Raw genomic sequence first — 19050 nt, 5'->3', positions numbered from 1 at the left:
ATAGTGTGCTAATATTCATACTATTCTGAACTCATAAAATGTAAGGGGATGTATCCCAAACCTGGGAAGATGTCCTATTCTTTAAAGGCAAAATCAATAGCTCTGCTTCATGAGGGCTAGTCCTCCGTCAGAACAATGTTATGCTGCTTCAACTTAAGATGAAAAGTGGAACGAGACAGACCTAAAATTCTGGCAGCTTTACTCCGGTTGCCTGCTGCGGTTTCAATAGCTTCTAAGATGAGTTCCCGCTCAATCTCGGCCAAGCTGGTTTTGAGGGAGCCGGTACTGCGCCCGTTCGGCGGAGATAAATTAGAAGGCATGAAAGCAAGCAGATCATTTAAGTCAATAATCCCGGAATCAAGCAGAGAGAAAAGGCTCTTTCCATAATGTTTTCCAGTTCCCGCACATTACCGGGCCAAACATATTTTTGCAGGCGTTCAATCGCGGTGGAGGTGATTTCCTTACTGCATTCCGGATACTTCCGGTTTAGCTTGGACAGAATGTGCTGAACGAGAACCGGAATATCCTCCGGGCGCTCGCGCAGAGGCGGAACTTCCAAGCGAATGACATTCAAGCGATAGTAAAGATCTTCCCGGAACCCTCCCTCCTCCACCAGCCTGGTTAAATTCCTATTGGAAGCGGCGATCAAACGCACATCCACTTCCAGCCGGCTGGTGCAGCCCAGTTTCTGCACTTCGCCATATTGCAAGACCCGTAGTAACTTGGCCTGCATGGCCAAGGGCATGTCACCTATTTCATCTAAAAAAAGGGTACCTTGATGGGCAAGTTCAATTTTACCGGGATTTCCGCCCTTTTTCGCCCCCGTGAAAGAACCTTCTTCATACCCGAAAAACTCTGCTTCCCAAAGATTGTCCGGGACAGCGGCACAGTTTAAACTGATCAACGGGTTTTCCGCCCGCCGGCTCATATGATGGATGGCATGAGCTAACAACTCTTTACCTGTGCCGGACTCGCCTTGAACAAGTACGGTAAAATCCGAACGGGCGGCTCTGGCAGCTATTTTCTTCAAATAACTGATACTTTCGGATATTCCTTTCAGGTCGTCAAGCGTAAATACCGGAGCGGGCAGAGTTCTTTCGGTTTTTTTCGGTAAATTGTCGCCGCTTTCACGTAAAGAGCCCCGGGGCTGCAGCCATTGTCTTTGTAAGTCTAAAAATGAATTGATCAATAATTTGTTTATCTCTTCGGCATTGGGCTGATCCACTGGTGCGGACGCGTAGGGTTGCCGGTGGGAAAAAGGCAAAACCGTAAATTCACAACAGGTATCACCAAGGCTCAGGCATTTAGTTTCCCGAACATTGATCTTTTTCTGCCAAAGATTCTGCAAGCATCCGGCCAAAAAACCGGCCTGAAAAAAACATGAGGCCATCCCGGCAGAAAGTCTTGGCCAACTGTGATCAGAAATGCGGAATACAGGCCATTCATTTTTCCAGTCGATGCGGACATTGCCAAATCCTAAGGAAGAAAGAGTTTTTACCAACTCAGGGAAGTCAGCGCATTGTAGGGTGAGACCCACAGTTTCACCCAACTGATAGAGGACAAGACGTAGACTATCCATTATGATCGCCCCCTAAATTCAAACGCGCAGGATGTTCACATAATACCTGTATTTAGGTTTCGTCATAGCCATAGCAATTCCTGCTGTAAGGGAAATATTTCATCAAAAAGAAGCACAGGAAAGAAGCACAGGGCCGATAATACTATACAATTTTAGTGGTCCACTGTTCGAGATTCCACACATCGGTAACCCAATCCTCATAGAACTCGGGCTCGTGCGAAACGAGGAGTACTGTACCTTTGAACTCTTTGATCGCCCTTTTTAGTTCTTCTTTGGCGTCAACATCAAGATGGTTTGTCGGCTCATCGAGTACGAGCCAATTGATTTCTTTGAGCATGAGCTTACAAAGTCGGACTTTAGCGCCTTCCCCACCACTTAAGACCATCATTTTATTGGAGATGTGCTCATTGGTTAGTCCGCATTTCGCTAGAGCCTGTCTTACTTCGTAATTAGTAAGTCCGGGGTACTCGCTCCAGATTTCTTCCAAAGGAGTGTTGGTATTATTTCGGCTAGATTCTTGCTCGAAATAACCGGGATAGAGATAATCGCCAAGTATGACGTCTCCTTGGATGGGTGATATGCTTCCCAATAAAGTTTTAAGCAGAGTGGTTTTCCCGACACCGTTCACACCCCGTAGGGCCACTTTTTGTCCGCGTTCCAGCTTTAAGTTGATCGGACGGGTTAAGGGTTCATTATAGCCTAAAACGAGATTTACTGCTTCGAAGATTATTCGGCCGGGACTGCGTGCCTCTTTAAACTTAAATTGCGGTCTAATTTTCTCTTTGGGTTTTTCCATGATATCCATCTTGTCAAGCTGCTTTTGACGGCTCTTTGCTCGGCCTGTTGTAGATATTCTCGCTTTATTGCGGGCAATGAAATCTTCCAAGCGGTCAACTTCTTTTTGTTGCTTTTCGTAGGCCTTTAGTTCTTGCTCTTTTCTAACGGAATGAAGCTGCATAAACTGCTCATAGTTTCCCGTGTACCGGGTTAAAATGGTATTCTCAACATGATAAATGACGTTGACGACGTCATTTAGAAAGGGGATATCGTGCGAAACAAGGATAAAAGCATTCTCATAGTTCTTGAGGTAACTACTAAGCCATGTGATGTGCTCTACATCCAAATAGTTGGTTGGCTCGTCAAGAATTAAAATCGTAGGTTTTTGTAGCAAAAGTTTAGTAAGAAGTACTTTGGTTCGTTGACCACCACTTAAATCTGTGACATCTTTGTCTAAGCCAATTGCACCTAAGCCCAAGCCGTTGGCAACTTCTTCGATTTTCGCATCAATTGTATAAAAGCCATTATGCTCAAGAATGGTTTGGATTTCTCCTACATCTTCCATCATCTTGTTCATCTGCTCTTCTGAGGCCTCGGCCATAAGGTTATAAAGTTCAAGCATTTCAGCCTCAAGTTTGAACATTCCTTGGAAAGCTTCTCTTAAAACATCACGAATGGTTTTTCCTTTAGTTAAGACGCTATGCTGATCCAGGTACCCGACACTGACGCGGTTGGACCATTCTACCTTACCCCGGTCAGGACTAAGCTTACCCGTGATAATATCTAAAAAAGTAGACTTTCCTTCCCCATTGGCACCGATTAAGCCAACGTGTTCACCTTTGAGTAAGCGGAAGGAAGTATCTTCAAGGATTTGCCGGCCACCAAAGCCGTGAGTAACATTTTCAACATTTAAGATGCTCATATCTAACTCCTTCATTATTTTTCGTTCACCATATACCACCGTACCATGCTCGCGCTAGTATGTTATAATATTAAGAATGAAGTTTCAAATAACAAAATTTGTAATAGAGAAGGTGTAAAATGGAGGACAAAACACGGGAAGCTATGCTTAAAATTATTGAAGAGAAAAAGCAAAAAAGTGCTAGTCAAAAGGGATGGCAGCGCGGTCAGAACAGTTTGGGCAGTCGCCAACAGGAAAAGAAGAAGCATAAAAAGGGTGGCTTATTCGATAAGTAGAAGCGGAGAGAAAGGTCGTTGGTCATGAAATCACTGGTATTGGCGGAAAAGCCAAGTGTAGCCCGGGAAATTGCCCGGGTTCTTAACTGTAACGTGAAGAACAAAGGATACATGGAAGGGTCAAAGTATGTTGTGACCTGGGCCCTAGGACATTTGGTGACGTTGGCCGAACCGGAGGATTATGATCAGAAATATAAACAGTGGCGGTTGGAAGATTTGCCAATGTTGCCTGAAAATATGAAGCTGAAGACGATTCGCCAGACATCCCAGCAGTATAAAGTCGTTTCTCAGTTGATGAAACGGCAGGATATTGGGGAATTAGTAATTGCTACTGATGCCGGACGGGAAGGCGAGTTGGTTGCTCGCTGGATCATGAAGCTCGCTAACTGGAAGAAACCATTTAAGCGTCTCTGGATTTCTTCGCAAACTGATACTGCAATTAAGGCGGGTTTTGCAAACTTAAAACCGGGGACAGAGTATAACAATCTCTATGAGGCGGCGTCATGCAGGGCAGAGGCTGATTGGCTAATCGGGCTCAACGTGACCCGAGCTTTAACCTGTAAATTTAATGCTCAACTTACCGCCGGCCGGGTTCAAACTCCAACCTTAGCTATGATTGTGCGGCGAGAAGAAGAAATCAAAAACTTTGCACCTGTGGACTACTGGACTGTTCGGGCCGATTTTGGAGACTTTTTCGGGGATTGGCGTAGCAAAGATGGCAGTCGTATTTTCGATTATCCCAGGGTTGAAGCACTACTAACGAAGTTAAATGGGCATACCGGTAAAATCTCTGACATGCGTCGGGAAGGGAAAAGCGAACCGGCTCCTCTGGCGTATGACTTGACAGAATTACAGCGGGATGCTAACCGCCGGTTAAGCTTTTCTGCCCAGAAAACGTTAAGTGTCCTGCAAAATTTATATGAAAGACATAAGCTTGTCACCTATCCCCGTACGGATTCGCGTTATATTTCAGCTGATATTGTGCCTACGCTTGCGGCCAGACTAAATAGTATGGCCGTGGGGCCTTACGCGCAGGCAGCCAAGACACTTTTGCAGAAATCGTTAACTCCGTCCAAGCGTTTTGTTGACGATAGCAAGGTTTCCGATCACCATGCTATTATTCCTACGGAACAACCCCTCAAACTTGAAACGCTTACAGGGGATGAAAAGATCCTCTACGATCTGATTGCCCGCCGTTTTCTGGCTGTGCTGTATCCTCCTTATCGCTATGACCAGCTTACGTTGGTTACCCATGTTAATGGAGAGAGTTTCTATGCCAGAGGAAAAGTAGTGATAGACCAAGGTTGGCGGGCGGTGGCTTTTCACCTAAGCGAACGGGAAGAGGGGAAAGAAGAGAATCTGCCCGAGCAAACGCTTACGAATCTGAGCAAAGGGGAAGAGAGGCCGCTTAAAACGCTCAAAGCGAATAAGGGCAAGACGAAGCCCCCGGCGCGCTATACCGAAGCGACGTTGCTCTCAGCTATGGAAGGTGCGGGTAAATTTATTGAAGATGAGGAATTACGGGAGAGCATTAAGGGCGGCGGGTTGGGAACTCCTGCGACGCGGGCGGAGATTATTGAAAAAATCATTTCTGCTTTCTATGTTGAACGCTCTGGCAAGGAGTTAGTTCCGACCTCTAAAGGAATCCAGCTCATTAGCTTGGTGGCACCCGAGCTTAGGAGCCCGGAACTCACGGCCCAATGGGAACAGAGTTTGACTGATATTGCGCGGGGTAAAGGCAGCCGAAATAAGTTCATAAGCGGCATCCGGGAGAATACCCAGGCCCTGGTACGTAATGTTGTTGTGGATGATACGGTCTATAAAGCAGATAATGTTTCCAAGACGAAGTGTCCGGTCTGCGGCAAGTATATGCTGCTGGTTAAAGGCAAACGGGGCAAAATGTTTGTGTGTCAGGATCGAAATTGCGGACACCGCCAGCCGGAAAAAGAAAGCGTAGGGTTTACCAGTTCGAAGCGGGCCAGCCAAACGAACCAGAGATTAATTGATCAGTACAGTGACCAAGGGTCCATTGGCAACAGTTTGGCAGAACTGTTTAAGGAAGCGATGGCTAAACAGGAGAAGGATAAGAAGTGATACTTTGGGTGCATCAGAAAGTTCACATTTTAGGCGATATGGAAATAAGGATAGGCTAGAGATGGAGAATTGGTTTATTATCACGAAGTTGGCGGTTTTAGTGTATTGCGTCTTGAGGCCTTTTCCAGTTAAAATAAAGACCCTCTCTTTTCGGTTAGAACCGCATAGAAAGGGTCTTTTTAAGTAATAGGCTAATGAATTGAAGGAGGCTGTCTCAACCGGTTGGTAGCATAGTCAACTATGCTGTTATTAAGGTTTGCAAACCTCTTGCTGATTTCCGGAGATTCGACCCATTGACTTAACGCAGATTGCCGGTCAAAGCGTTCCGCAAATTCCCTAAAGCCGTCTTCCCCGGTAAAAGCATCACGAAACCCATCCAAGCCAAAATAAGAAGAAAAGTTGCAGTTTAAGTTAAGATGGTTATAAAGGTCGTCTGCGATTAAGGAAGTATCCTGGCTATCAATGACTTCTTTGAAATTGGCTAAGATAAACTCTTCCTGATCGCCGGTTAAGTCATACATATAATCGCTCCTTTAATTTCTCCTTTGTTTGGCGTACAGCCCTAGTTGTCAGGCCCTTTTCGAGAATATTATAACCTTTACTCTTCGAATTTCTGCATATGAGCGAAACGATTTGTTTGAGCACAGCTTGGTGTCGGATTGTGTTTCGTCTAATTGTGTAGGGGTACGACTTCAGTATGTGACCCAGCAGGAGTTTTAGCTGTCCGGCTAGAATTAGATATATTATAGAAAACGCGAGACGCAGGCAGCTAGCGTTTACAGGACAAGGGATGGTCTAATTGGATTCTGTGAGCGAAATGAAAATGAATAGTCTGAAGGACTTGGAACATAGGGCCAAAGAGTGTGCAAACTGTGGCTTACGCTCAGGATGCCGCGGGGTAGTCTTTGGCGAGGGGAACATTGATTCTCCGGTGATGTTTGTCGGGGAAGGGCCAGGACAGACAGAGGATGAACTAGGTAGGCCGTTTGTGGGCAAAGCTGGACAGCTTCTTGACAAGATTTTACTGGCGGCGGAACTGCCGCGCGAAACGGTGTATATAACGAACATTGTCAAATGCAGGCCACCCGGAAACAGAACTCCCAACACGCAAGAAATGCAGGCTTGTTTGCCGTGGCTCAGGCAGCAGTTTGCCGTGATGCGTCCCCGGTTTATGGTTCTTCTTGGGTTAGCTGCTTCTCATGGAATTCTTGAGCCGAATCTCAAGATGGGGCAAAGCCATGGACAATGGTTTGAAAGAGGTAATGTCTTAATTATGCCGACTTACCATCCGGCGGCAATCTTGCGCAATCCCGCGCTACGCAAACCGGCCTGGGAGGATTTTAGGAAGATTAGCCAAACTGTTCATAATGAGCGTCTGCATTGAATCCCTGCCAACTCTCCATACTAAAGATGATTTGTTAATAAAATATGGAGGGGTCTTAAAAAATGAAGGGAATTTCAGCGTTGACGAAGAATGAAGAAACTCCGGATGAAGGACATAGAGAAAGTGCTGTCGAAAACCTCAAACAAGTGGGGGAACTCCGCCTGCCGGAACCGCCAGGTAATATTTTTACCTTAACAATTATAGGACAGATTGAAGGGCATCAAATCCTGCCGCCGCAGTCCAAGACAACTAAATACGAGCATGTGATCCCGCAGTTAGTCGCAGTAGAACAAAACCAGAAGATTGAGGGTTTGCTGGTTATGCTGAATACCGCAGGAGGAGATGTGGAAGCGGGGTTGGCGATTTCTGAGCTTATTAGCAGCCTCAGCAAACCGAGTGTATCCTTGGTGTTGGGTGGAGGACACAGTATCGGAATTCCCATTGCCGTAAGTTGTACTCGGAGTTTTATCGCACCTACAGGAACTATGACTGTGCATCCCATACGGTACACAGGTTTGGTTATTAATGGGCACCAGCAATTCGAGTATTTGCAAAAAATGCAAGAGCGGGTAAATAACTTTATTATTCAGCATTCAACAATGTCTGAAGCTGGATTGAAGGACTTGATGTTTACGACAGGGGAACTGGCTCAGGATATTGGCACTATTTTAGTTGGGCAAAAAGCTGTTGATGTGGGCCTGATTGGTTCAGTCGGTGGGCTTAAAGAGGCATATGCGGAGCTAAACCGGTTAATTGGGGAGAACGCGGGTAAACAGTAAGAAGTTAGCAAGTGCAGCAAGGATGATTTACAGACAAGCCTTTGCTCATAAAAGAAATTCGCGGAGTATTCTTTAGGCAATTTTATCGGGGATCAACACGGCATCGAGCGCAACAGCGGTGTAATCCTGATAGATTAGGCTTAGTTAATGTTTTGGAGGAAGCTTTGTGGCTAATAAAAAAGTTCGGCGCAAGTATGAACGAAAAAATCCGAGCTTAAAAGAGAATATCCAGAGCGAAGTCATTGGCATTTTTATTGTGGGCATGGCTTGCTTAGGTTTTGTCGCCCTCTATTCAGACCGCAGCGGAGTAGTTGGTGCAGATATAAGATTTGCTTTGACTGCTTTAGCGGGCGGAGGCAGGGCCTGGCTTTTAGTGTTAATCGGACTTTGGGGGCTAACCTTTATGAGTAAGCACACCCGTCGCCCAGGCTGGCGGGCGGTCGGGGTGATGCTTCTGTGGCTCGTGATGTTAGGGCTGATGCATTTTCAGCTGCCAGGTATTCAGGCGTTCTCCCAGCAAGACATGTTTAGGGAAGGAAAGCTTGGGCATGGAGGCGGCTTGATAGGGGCAGTGATTGCCCTCGCTTTGAGGACGGCAGTTGGAGTTCAGGGAGGGTATGTACTATTGGGAATGGGTGCGCTCATCGGAGCACTCCTGGTAGTGAACCGCTCTTTGGTAGGTGGTCTTAGGGAAGCCTGGAGGCTAGGGAAAGAAGCAGGGCATTGGCTTAAAAATCAGGTCGGGGATTTCATTTACGTCGTGCAAAATCCGGAGGAAGATGATGTGCCTTATGAATCGGCTGAAGTGAAAATAAATACGGGATCTAAGGTGTTAAGTAAAGTCTTTAATAAGAAAAAAGGGATCGGGGCCGAGAAATCAGTGGTGCTTGATCCGGATATCGTGGAAAGGCCGCTGATTATTCGTACTTTTGCTGACAATGTCTCTGAACCGGAATTTAATCGGGAGCAAAATGTGGGGTATGACCGACAAGTGGGCCGTCACGCGGAACCTGAACGCTATGCAGATACCAGTGGGTACTCTGCTGATGATAGTTATGTTAAGGGTAAACTAGCGGGTACGCAGCAAACCCCTCAGGTCGGCATATTGCCGCCGGGCAGGCTCACTGGCACCCCAGTGTCGCGCCAGGTGTACCCCGACAGTAATTATGAGCTTCCTCCGCTGACACTGTTGCACAAATCTCTGCGCGTTAAAAACTCACGCTTAAACAAAGATCTGGCGGACAATGTGCGGATCTTGGAAGAAACGCTCGACAGCTTTGGCGTTAAAGTCAAAGTTACTCATGTGACGCAGGGACCAGCTATTACCCGCTATGAGGCCCAACCCGCTCCGGGGATCAAGGTCAGCAAGATTACAAACTTGGCCGACGACATTGCCCTAAGCTTGGCTGCTCAGGATGTGCGCATTGAGGCTCCTATTCCCGGTAAATCTGTGGTAGGGATTGAGGTGCCGAACAGAGAGATTGCAACCGTCCACTTCAGGGAAGTGATGGATGCTCCTGAATTTCAAAGCGCTTCTAGTAAATTAAGCCTGTGTTTAGGGAAAGATATTACCGGAACCCCGGTTGTGGCCGATTTGACAAAAATGCCACACCTATTGATTGCCGGAGCCACAGGGTCAGGGAAATCAGTGTGTGTTAATACTCTAATTCATAGCATTCTGTTTAAAGCCCGCCCGGATGAGGTGAAGTTTTTGCTGGTCGACCCGAAGATGGTGGAACTTACTACTTACAACGGAATTCCGCATCTGATTGCACCGGTGGTGACTGATCCGAAAAAAGCGGCCGGAGCCCTGAAATGGATAGTCACGGAGATGGAAACCCGTTATGAACTGTTTGCGGCTGCAGGGGTAAGGGATGTTGTCCGTTATAACTTTTTAAGAAGCCAAGAAAAACAAAGTGAGCACCCGCCCCTCCCTTATGTTGTGGTAATCATCGATGAATTAGCAGACCTGATGATGGTTGCCCCGGGGGATGTGGAAGATGCAATCTGCCGCCTGGCCCAAATGGCGCGGGCAGCAGGTATCCACCTGATTGTGGCGACCCAGAGGCCGTCGGTGGATGTTATTACCGGACTGATCAAAGCCAATATTCCCTCGCGCATTGCGTTTGCAGTTTCGTCTCAGATCGATTCACGCACTATTCTCGATATGAATGGGGCCGAGAGACTCCTCGGTCGAGGTGATATGCTTTTTTATCCAATGGGTGCGAGCAAGCCTGTGCGGGTCCAGGGCTGTTTCTTAGCTGATAAAGAGGTTGAGAATGTCGTCAAATTTCTGCAGGAGCAGGCAAAACCAGAGTACCAGGATATTCCTAACATTGAAGTAGGGTCGAATAAAGTGGAAGAAGCTGAAGACGAACTCTTCTATCAGGCAGCCCAGCTTTTTATCGAATCAGGAAACGCCTCGGTTTCCCTGTTGCAGCGGCGCTTGCGCATAGGGTATACCCGGGCGGCTCGGCTCATGGATATGCTCGAAGACAAGGGCGTGGTCGGAGGGTATGAAGGCTCGAAACCGCGGGAAGTATTACTTACGCGGGGGCAGTTTGAGCAGAAATTTGGACCTTGGCCAGATGCTAACGCGAATTAACCGCGTGATTGGGCGCTAAGAATTGGTTTAATACGGGAATTTGCCAAGATCTGTGGCAGGATTTATGATATATAATGTAGAATATATTCAAGTTGAGAGGAAAAATAGGGAATGATTAAGGAGATAACGGTCGAAGAACTTGAGGATTTGGCAAATCCTGTTCTGCTGGATGTCCGGTCTGAAGGGGAATTTGCTGAGGCCACAATTCCCGGAGCACTAAATCTTCCTTTATTTAATAATGAAGAAAGAGCTGAAGTCGGAACAACTTACACGCAAGTTTCTCCGGCTCAGGCGCGTGAACTTGGACTTAAATTTGTAAGCCCTAAATTGCCTGCTTTGGTCAAGAAGGCTGAAGAGGCAAGTGCGGCAGGCTCGCTGGTGGTATTCTGCTGGCGTGGGGGAATGCGCAGCAAGTCTATGACATCTGTGCTCGATCTGATGGGAATGACAGTTTATCGCCTGCAGGGAGGGTATAAAGCTTACCGTCGTAAAATAGTTGAGTATTTTGAGCATGATTTTAACAAGCATGTCATTGTTTTGCGTGGCAACACCGGAGTCGGGAAGACTGAGATTCTTAACAAATTGCGTCAGGACGGATACCCTGCTATTGATCTGGAAAAGCTGGCAAACAACAGAGGTTCGGTTTTTGGTGCGATCGGGCTCGGCGGAGCTCCCAGCCAAAAGGCGTTTGATTCCATGTTATACGAAGAAATAAAGAAATTCCCGCATCATGATTATATGATTGTAGAATGTGAAAGTAGGCGTATTGGTCGGGTTACAGTTCCTGAAAGGTTTTTTGCGGGGATGCAAAGCGGTACCCAGATACTTATATATGACAGCCTGGATCACAGAGTTGCCCGCCTAGTGGAGGAGTATACCAAGTTTCCCGATTCTATGCCCCAGATCAGGCAAGCTTTGGACAGGCTGGTTAAGCTCCTAGGGCATGAGCGTATTCATCAGTATCATGAATTACTGGATGGGGGTGAGCTTGCACAGTTTACCAAACGCTTGCTCGTGGAATATTATGACACTCTTTATGGTTATCCCAACGAACCGGGTTTAGGCTATGAGTTTTGTCTTAATTATCAAGAGCCTAAGTCGGCTTTAAGGGAGTTGGAACGCTATTTTGAGCACAGGGTGGCCCAATAAAGAAAAGCTTCTGTATCTTGAATATGAGATTCAGCAGGACAAACCGGGGCTGCTCGGTGCAGTCACGACCTTGATGGGGATGTTGGAATTCAACATTCTGACAGTGTCGGCCACTGGATCCCGGAGGCGCGGTTTTTTGCTGAGGGTGCTGTCCGACGCTAAAATGAATGCGCTTAAGGCGGCTTTGGATCAGGTTGAAGCGATTAAAGTGATAGCCTTGCGTTCTCCGACCCCTCTGGACCGAATTGCGCTGAGGCATGGCAAGAGGCTTGATGTTGCTTCGGAAAATCCTCCTACTTACCGCTTTGTACGCGAAGAATTAGGAGTTTTAGTTGACTTTTTAGGAGATACTTTAGTTGAAGGGGAAAACTTGATTATTGGGGTGCGCGGGATGCCGAGAGTGGGGAAAACAGAAGCTGCTATTGCGGCCTGCGTATATGCCAATAAAAAGTGGATCTTGCTTTCTTCAACGATTATCCGCCAGACTGTACGGACAACCTTAATGTTGGATGAATCAGAAAACAGTATTTTTCTGATTGACGGGATCACCAGCACCTCACGCGGCAATCCTGAACACTGGAACCTGCTGGCACGGGTAATGGAAATCAACACGCCGAAGATTATTGAACACCCGGATGTTTTTAGGCGTGACGGAAAGTTGAAGGTGAATTTTGACTTATTGGTTGAGATAAGGCACAGTGAAGAAGATGTTATCCGTACTGAGGAAGTAGCTTCCAGCTTTTCAGCATTTGATCTTAGTTAGCGCATGCATAAGGCGAACAATGAGGTGTAAAGGAGGGTGTCGCTATGGCCGGAGAAGGGCAAATACTGTGCAAGGCTCGTGAGGCTAGAGGCTGGAGTTTGGCCGAGGCCGAAGAAGCAAGTAAAATTCGTGTGCGTTATTTGCAGGCACTGGAAGAAGAGAACTACTCCGTGCTTCCGGGGAATGCCTATATCAAAGGGTTCCTGAGAACTTATGCCAAAAACCTTGGCCTAAACCCGGAAGAGGTTCTGAGCCTTTACAAGTCTTCCGCAACTGCCGAGGCCGCGCCGGTGCTGGAGGCACCGCTTACTCCTATACGCGCTAAGCCCCTGTGGCTGAGGCCACTAGTAGCTGTGGTCATGGCTTTATTTGCTATTGGGTTGGTTATTGGAATCTCGACTTGGACTCGGCGGCCTCAGGTTACGCCGCAAAATTCTGCTTATATCCCATCGGCCCTGCCAACAGCCCCATCTGAACCGAGCAACCCGCAGAATAATGAAAATACCGCTGCGCCACCAAGTACTCAACCTGCTGCAACAACTGAAGCTCCCAGCACCAATGGATTGTCAGCCAAGCTGGTGTTTATCGAAGATGTCTGGCTTGTGGTCAAGGTAGACGGTCAGCCTGCCTTGCAAGGGACATTCCCTGCAGGGACAACTAAGGAATTACAGGCTAAAGATAAAATTGAGCTGGTAAACGTGGGCAATGCCGGAGGGCTGGCGATCACATTGAATGATAAGCCGCTGCCGAAATTAGGTAAGTCTGGACAGGTCGTTCGCAATATTGCCTTATCTAAAGACAATGTAATTAAAGCCCAGTAAGGATTTTAAGTATAAGGGTTTAAGTAAAGGAGAGAATGGTTTGGCCAAGGAGTCTTCATTCGATATCGTGTCCAAAGTTGAGATGCCGGAAGTGGTAAACTCTGTGCATCAGGCGCAAAAAGAAATGGAACAGAGGTTTGATTTTAAAAACAGTAAGTCATCGATTACCTTGGAAGGGGAAAAAATCGTCCTCGTTTCGGATGATGAATTTAAGCTGCGCAATGTCACTGATATTTTAGAGAGTAAACTCGTGAAGCGTGATATATCATTAAGAGCCCTTGAATATGGAAAGATTCAACCCGCAGCAGGGGATACTGTGCGCCAAGAAGTTAAGCTTGTGCAGGGGATATCCCAGGATAAAGCGAAGCTAGTCAATAAAGTAATTAAAGACAGCAAGATCAAAGTAACGAGTTCAATTCAAGGGGATCAAATTAGAGTTGTAGGGAAGAACAAAGATGACCTGCAGGCTGTTATAAACGTACTTCGCAAAGAAGATTTCGGGATTGAGCTTCAATTTATCAATTACCGCTAACTTTTTGCAAGGATTGAGTTTAAGTTTAAGGATTAAGTTGCGTGTGTTCCTCAAGGCTTTTGGCCGTATTGGGAGTACACGCAATTTTACTAAAGGTATGAGTTTGCACTAATTTAACGGCGCTTTAGGGGTTGAAAGTATGTCTAAGCAGAATTTCCTGCCCATTAGCAGGTCAGAGATGGTTGAGCGCGGCTGGGATGAGTTGGATTTTATCATGATTACGGGGGATGCGTATATTGACCACCCTAGTTTTGGCGCAGCCATTATTGCCCGTCTGCTGGAACGGGAAGGATATAAAGTCGGGATTATTGCCCAGCCGGACTGGAAAAACATTGATGCGTTTCGCATCTTGGGACGGCCGCGCTTGGCCTGCCTCATCACTGGCGGGAACCTGGACTCGATGGTAAATCACTATACTGCAGCGAAAAAAAGGCGTTCTCAAGATGTGTATGCGCCCGGGGGTAAAAGCGGTCTCAGACCTGATCGGGCCACAATTGTTTATTCCAACCGGGTACGGGAGGCTCTGACGGGAGTACCGGTCATTATCGGAGGCATAGAAGCCTCCCTCCGACGGTTTGCGCATTATGACTATTGGAGTGATCGGGTTCGGCGCTCAATTCTGCTTGACAGCCAGGCCGACCTCTTAGTTTTCGGGATGGGCGAGCATGCGATTTTGGAAGTAGCACGTCGTTTGCATGAGGGGGAAAGTATCGGTGCAGTTACGGAGGTGAGGGGGACTATGATTCCCTGGCGGGGAAAGCCACCTGAGGCTGCGCAGGTAATTCCGTCTTATTCTGAAGTAGCGGAGAGTAAGAGAAGCTATGCTGAGGGGTTCTGGCAGCAATACCAGGAACAGGATCCCTACCGGGGGGGCGCACTTTATCAAGAACATGGACGGGAAGGAGTCGTGCAAAACCCTCCTTCTTTCCCATTGACTGAGAAGGATATGGATGAGGTCTATGAACTTCCGTATGCACGTACTTATCATTCCGTGTATGAGCAGGAAGGCGGGGTGCCTGCGATTAAAGAAGTAGAGTTTAGCCTTACCAGTTCACGCGGCTGTCATGGGTCTTGCTCTTTCTGTGCGCTCACTTTTCATCAGGGCCGGATTGTCCAGGGACGGAGCGCTGATTCGATCGTGCGGGAAGCGGAGGCAGTGGCCACAAGCCCTCATTTTAAGGGATATATTCATGATGTAGGCGGACCTACAGCCAATTTCCGCCGACCGGCCTGTAAAGGACAAACGAAAAGAGGGGCCTGCGCGCACCGACAGTGTCTTTTTCCTGAGCCTTGTCCTGAGCTTGATGCAGACCACAGCGAATATATCCAACTTTTACGGCGCTTGCGCCGGGTGCCTAAGGTGAAGAAGGTCTTCGTGCGCTCGGGAATCCGTTTTGATGCGGTTTTAGCTGACAGGAATAGTGTTTTTTTGCGGGAACTGTGCGCGCATCATATTAGTGGGCAGTTGAAAGTGGCACCTGAGCATGTCAGCCCGGCCGTCTTAAAACGCATGGGTAAGCCCGGTCGCAAAGTGTATGACCGTTTTGTGGAGGAATACGGACGGATCAACAAGGAACTGGGGAAAAAGCAGTACCTCGTGCCCTATCTAATCTCGTCCCACCCCGGAAGCACGCTCAAAGAAGCGGTGGAATTGGCTGAATATGTGCGTGATATGGGGGTGAATCCGGAACAGGTACAGGATTTTATTCCTACGCCGGGAACTTTGTCTACTTGTATGTACTATACGGGGCTTGATCCCAGATCTCTGGAAAAAGTTTATGTTCCGCGCACCGCTAAGGAAAAGGCCATGCAGCGGGCCCTGATTCAGTATCGTGATCCCAAAAACTATGACTTGGTGGCCGAGGCGTTGCGTCTTGCTCATCGGGAAGACCTGATCGGGTACGGCCAGAAGTGCCTGATTCGGCCACGGAAAGGGAAGGAAGGGGGAGAAAGGCAGGCGGGAAAGGCGCGGGGCGGAGAGAATAGAAACATGAGGCACGAAGCAAAAATGTAAATATCTCAAGACTTGACCGAGTAAGAATATAAAGGATGTCGTCTTCTTGAAGGAATAATGTCTGAAAAGATAGGTAGTGGTTAAATGAAAAACTTAACAAAGTCCCTGTATGTGATATCCTTTGACGGACTTTCAACATTGGACTTTGATTACATCCAGAAGCTGCCTAATTTTCGGGAGTTCATCCAAAGATCTTCCTATGCGCGAAAAGTATATAGTGTCTATCCCACTCTTACATATCCGGCTCATGCTACCATAGTTACCGGGAAATACCCGAAAAATCACGGTATTATCAATAATACTCTTTTGCAACCGAATCGGAAATCCCCGGATTGGTATTGGCAGCGTCACTATATCAAGGGGCAAACTCTATTTGATTTAGCTGTTGCCCAGGGAATGAAAGTGGCCGCTTTATTATGGCCTGTGACAGGGAAAGCGCGCATTCAGTACAATATGCCGGAAATAATTGCCAACAGGCCTTGGCACAACCAGATCATGGTCTCTCTGCTCAATGGCAGTCCCCTCTATCAATTCATCCTGAACAAAAAGTTTGGACATCTCAGACAAGAGTTTAAGCAGCCTTATCTTGATAACTTTACACATCAGTCTCTGCTGTATACGATCAGAGAAAAACAGCCGAACCTGACGTTTGTACATTATACCGACTTAGACACCATGCGCCATTATCATGGATTTAATTCCGCTGAAGCCCGTGGTGCCCTACAGAGGCTCGATCAAAGACTGGGTGAGATTATCCGAACCTTGATAGAAATGAATATCTATCAAGACAGTACCCTTATAGTTCTCGGAGATCACAGCAGTCTGGATGAGGACAAAATTATTAAATTCAATGTATTGCTCAGACAAAAAGGGTATATTCAGGTCGATGCCAGGGGCCGGATCGTAAACTTCGAAGCCATTGTTAAAAGCTGTGACGGTTCAGCATATGTCTATGTCAAGCCTGGTACAGACGCAAGCGTAGTGCGCGAAATCCGGGCTTTATTGGAAAAGTTCAATCAAGAACATCCCTGTTTAGAATCAATTTATTCCTATGCGGAGGTTCTCAAGTTGGGCGCTGACCCGGAATCCGCCTTAATGCTTGAGGCCAAGCGCGGGTATTATTTCTTGGATAATATTGAAGGGAAGATTCTTACCACGGTCAGACCTGAGCAAGTAGGGGTTGTGCCGCATTACACGAAGGCAGCCCATGGCTATTCTCCGTTTAAGAAGGATTACACCACCGTTTTCATGGCTGCAGGCAATGGGATTAAAAAAAGGGTTGTGTTGGATGAAATGCGTTTGATTGATGAAGGGCCGACCATAGCGAAATTACTAGGTGTTAGTCTTCAAGATGTGGATGGCAGGGTTATCGAGGAGATTTTAGAGTAGACACGACAACCTCTCCCCCTGTGAAATATTGCGAAGGGACGTGGGTTATGTTCAAACTCAGTAAGACGGAAACCAGCTGGGCTTTATATGATTGGGGGAACTCGGCGTATACAATTACTGTTACATCCACCATTCTCCCGCTCTACTTTAAATCTGTGTTTGCCAACGCGGGCGGAGAGGCAGCTCTGTCTACAGCTTATTGGGGATATGCCAACTCGCTTGCTACCCTTGTGTTGGCGGTGCTTGCGCCCATCCTGGGGACGCTGGCAGATTACAAAGGATATAAGAAGAAGTTCTTCAGTTTGTTTTTCGCGCTCGGAGTGATGTTTACAGCCTTGCTGGCTACAGTGCCTAATACATACTGGCCGCTGCTTTTGATCTTCTACATTCTCACGGCCATAGGCTTTTCCGGAAGTAATGTTTTTTATGACGCTTTTCTGGTGGATGTGACGACCGAAAAGCGAATGGACCGGGTTTCAAGCTTGGGCTATGCCTTAGGATATATCGGGAGTACGATACCTTTTATCTTTTCCATGGCTATCGTGATTTTGTCTCAGTTTAATAAAATACCACTTTCCGTGGCCGACGCCAGCAAACTATCCTTTGTCATCACAGCCATCTGGTGGGGGGTCTTTAGTATTCCTATGCTTAAGCAGGTAAACCAGGAATATGGAATTGAAGTAGAGCCAAACCCGGTGCGAAACAGCTTCAAACGGTTGGGTAAAACGTTAAAAAATATCCGCAGTCATAAAACGGTGTTCTTATTCTTACTGGCCTATTTCTTTTATATCGATGGGGTAGACACTATTATTAAGATGGCTACTTCTTACGGGGCTGATCTGGGTATCAGCACCACAAATTTACTAATTATCCTCCTGGCAACCCAGTTTGTGGCTTTTCCGTTCGCGATTCTCTACGGCTGGCTGGCGGGGAAATTCCGGGGAAAAACGATGCTCTATGTCGGAATATTCGTTTATACTTTAATCTGTATTTATGCTTACTTCTTAGACAGCACCCTCGATTTCTGGATCCTGGCCATGCTGGTGGGAACTTCCCAGGGGGGATTACAGGCGTTAAGCAGGTCATATTTCGGAAAACTTGTGCCCAAGGAGAATGCCAACGAGTTCTTTGGTTTTTACAACATTTTCGGTAAGTTTGCTGCGATCATGGGCCCGTTCCTCGTGGGTATCGTGACCCAGCTTACCGGCAGGACCAACAACGGAGTTTTTAGTATTATCTTGCTGTTTATCATTGGCGGAATCATCCTGATGAAGGTTCCGCAGCAAGCACAGTGACAACGAATTTAACACAAACACCCAAATTCATCTTCGATTAACTCTGCTATCTCATCTTTCGTGATGCGCCCTAGCTCTTTCACAAAACCGTCTTCCGACCAAGCGAGAAAAGCTTCATACTCTAAAAGTGGTTCCTCCCAATAGAACTTAGAGAAAGAAAACCAGATTTCTTTCGTTTTTTCTTCTGGCTCATAGCGCAGAAGATAGTGTTCAGTCGGGTCGATGTTGCTTTGGAAAAAGACACATTCTCCGGGCACAACCAGGACGACCCGCGCATCTTCATATTCCTGGCTTACGAACTGAAGGGTAAACGCTTGCAAGAGGGCCTTTTGGTCGGCAGGAGTTTGCTCGCTTGGGGAGCTCCCTTTCTTCCAGGTAAACTCGAGTTCGTGCACTCCGGATGATTCCATGTCTTCGGCCAGTTCGTCCAAACGTCTTGCGACTGCAGAGGGGATCGTGTATTCCCGGCAAGACTCGTCTTTGCAGTGATATACGGGAACCCGGTGGATCTTGCCGACTCCCTGAGCAAGATCGATCGGAAGGGAACGTATGGTGAGGTAGCCCACGTCACCACAGCCACAAGTATCTACAGGTTCAAAAACTTCCATTGGGAACAATTCAAGCACACCCCTTCTAACTTTATCATGCAGCGTTTGATTTCCAAGTGAATCC

17 protein-coding genes are annotated in these 19050 nt (G+C 47.1%); 12 read left to right on the top strand and 5 right to left on the bottom strand.

Going from position 1 to position 19050, the window contains the following annotated elements; genetic code table 11:
• Nucleotides 1–116: 116 nt before the first annotated feature.
• The 3 genes from ACYQ2N_RS22825 to ACYQ2N_RS22815 all read right to left on the bottom strand — a co-directional run bounded on the left by ACYQ2N_RS22825 (nucleotide 117) and on the right by ACYQ2N_RS22815 (nucleotide 3278).
• A complete protein-coding gene (locus tag ACYQ2N_RS22825) occupies nucleotides 117–320 on the bottom strand; it encodes a helix-turn-helix domain-containing protein (RefSeq protein WP_460001733.1) in 204 nt (67 codons plus the stop codon).
• A 17-nt stretch (nucleotides 321–337) separates the two neighbouring features.
• A complete protein-coding gene (locus ACYQ2N_RS22820) occupies nucleotides 338–1579 on the bottom strand; it encodes a sigma 54-interacting transcriptional regulator (RefSeq protein ID WP_460001732.1) in 1242 nt (413 codons plus the stop codon).
• Between the two features lie 142 nt (nucleotides 1580–1721).
• On the bottom strand, nucleotides 1722–3278 hold the full coding sequence (locus ACYQ2N_RS22815) for an ABC-F family ATP-binding cassette domain-containing protein (protein ID WP_460001731.1): 1557 nt from the start codon (nucleotides 3276–3278) through the stop codon (nucleotides 1722–1724).
• 119 nt (nucleotides 3279–3397) lie between these two features.
• On the opposite strand from ACYQ2N_RS22815, the gene ACYQ2N_RS22810 reads away from it, so the two are divergent.
• Together ACYQ2N_RS22810 and ACYQ2N_RS22805 are read left to right on the top strand one after the other, a co-directional pair.
• Complete coding sequence (locus ACYQ2N_RS22810; RefSeq protein WP_460001730.1) at nucleotides 3398–3553, top strand: hypothetical protein; 156 nt, start codon at nucleotides 3398–3400, stop codon at nucleotides 3551–3553.
• Between the two features lie 24 nt (nucleotides 3554–3577).
• Nucleotides 3578–5647 (top strand): DNA topoisomerase III, encoded by a 2070-nt coding sequence (locus tag ACYQ2N_RS22805; protein WP_460001729.1) that lies wholly within the window; start codon nucleotides 3578–3580, stop codon nucleotides 5645–5647.
• A gap of 191 nt (nucleotides 5648–5838) precedes the next feature.
• On the opposite strand, the gene ACYQ2N_RS22800 is transcribed toward ACYQ2N_RS22805, so the two are convergent.
• Complete coding sequence (locus ACYQ2N_RS22800; protein WP_460001728.1) at nucleotides 5839–6168, bottom strand: hypothetical protein; 330 nt, start codon at nucleotides 6166–6168, stop codon at nucleotides 5839–5841.
• A 287-nt stretch (nucleotides 6169–6455) separates the two neighbouring features.
• On the opposite strand from ACYQ2N_RS22800, the gene ACYQ2N_RS22795 reads away from it, so the two are divergent.
• From ACYQ2N_RS22795 to ACYQ2N_RS22750, 10 genes are all read left to right on the top strand, one after another.
• Nucleotides 6456–7031, top strand: a complete 576-nt coding sequence (locus ACYQ2N_RS22795; RefSeq protein WP_460001790.1) for a uracil-DNA glycosylase — start codon at nucleotides 6456–6458, stop codon at nucleotides 7029–7031.
• Nucleotides 7032–7093: 62 nt separating this feature from the next.
• Complete coding sequence (locus ACYQ2N_RS22790) at nucleotides 7094–7810, top strand: ClpP family protease (protein ID WP_460001727.1); 717 nt, start codon at nucleotides 7094–7096, stop codon at nucleotides 7808–7810.
• A 166-nt stretch (nucleotides 7811–7976) separates the two neighbouring features.
• On the top strand, nucleotides 7977–10415 hold the full coding sequence (locus ACYQ2N_RS22785; RefSeq protein WP_460001726.1) for an FtsK/SpoIIIE family DNA translocase: 2439 nt from the start codon (nucleotides 7977–7979) through the stop codon (nucleotides 10413–10415).
• Between the two features lie 111 nt (nucleotides 10416–10526).
• On the top strand, nucleotides 10527–11564 hold the full coding sequence (gene mnmH, locus ACYQ2N_RS22780) for a tRNA 2-selenouridine(34) synthase MnmH (protein ID WP_460001725.1): 1038 nt from the start codon (nucleotides 10527–10529) through the stop codon (nucleotides 11562–11564).
• 73 nt (nucleotides 11565–11637) lie between these two features.
• Nucleotides 11638–12327: a DUF3388 domain-containing protein gene (locus ACYQ2N_RS22775; RefSeq protein ID WP_460001789.1), complete on the top strand. Its 690-nt coding sequence runs from the start codon at nucleotides 11638–11640 to the stop codon at nucleotides 12325–12327.
• A gap of 44 nt (nucleotides 12328–12371) precedes the next feature.
• A complete protein-coding gene (locus tag ACYQ2N_RS22770) occupies nucleotides 12372–13148 on the top strand; it encodes a helix-turn-helix domain-containing protein (RefSeq protein ID WP_460001724.1) in 777 nt (258 codons plus the stop codon).
• Between the two features lie 40 nt (nucleotides 13149–13188).
• The gene (locus ACYQ2N_RS22765) at nucleotides 13189–13680 is read left to right on the top strand and encodes a YajQ family cyclic di-GMP-binding protein (protein ID WP_460001723.1); all 492 of its coding nucleotides are present in this window, start codon (nucleotides 13189–13191) and stop codon (nucleotides 13678–13680) included.
• Nucleotides 13681–13819: 139 nt separating this feature from the next.
• The gene (locus ACYQ2N_RS22760; RefSeq protein ID WP_460001721.1) at nucleotides 13820–15694 is read left to right on the top strand and encodes a YgiQ family radical SAM protein; all 1875 of its coding nucleotides are present in this window, start codon (nucleotides 13820–13822) and stop codon (nucleotides 15692–15694) included.
• Between the two features lie 84 nt (nucleotides 15695–15778).
• Nucleotides 15779–17083, top strand: coding sequence for an alkaline phosphatase family protein (locus ACYQ2N_RS22755; protein WP_460001720.1), 1305 nt, complete (start codon nucleotides 15779–15781; stop codon nucleotides 17081–17083).
• A 47-nt stretch (nucleotides 17084–17130) separates the two neighbouring features.
• Entirely contained in the window at nucleotides 17131–18378 is a 1248-nt protein-coding gene (locus ACYQ2N_RS22750) for an MFS transporter (protein WP_460001719.1), read from the top strand.
• 8 nt (nucleotides 18379–18386) lie between these two features.
• Here the strand turns inward: ACYQ2N_RS22750 and ACYQ2N_RS22745 are convergent, their stop codons facing one another.
• Complete coding sequence (locus ACYQ2N_RS22745) at nucleotides 18387–18986, bottom strand: hypothetical protein (protein WP_460001788.1); 600 nt, start codon at nucleotides 18984–18986, stop codon at nucleotides 18387–18389.
• Between the last annotated feature and the right edge of the window lie 64 nt (nucleotides 18987–19050).

The organism is Paradesulfitobacterium aromaticivorans, from assembly GCF_054657415.1.
The sequence above is the reverse complement of the archived record's forward strand: the minus strand, read 5'-3'. Positions and strand labels throughout refer to the sequence as shown.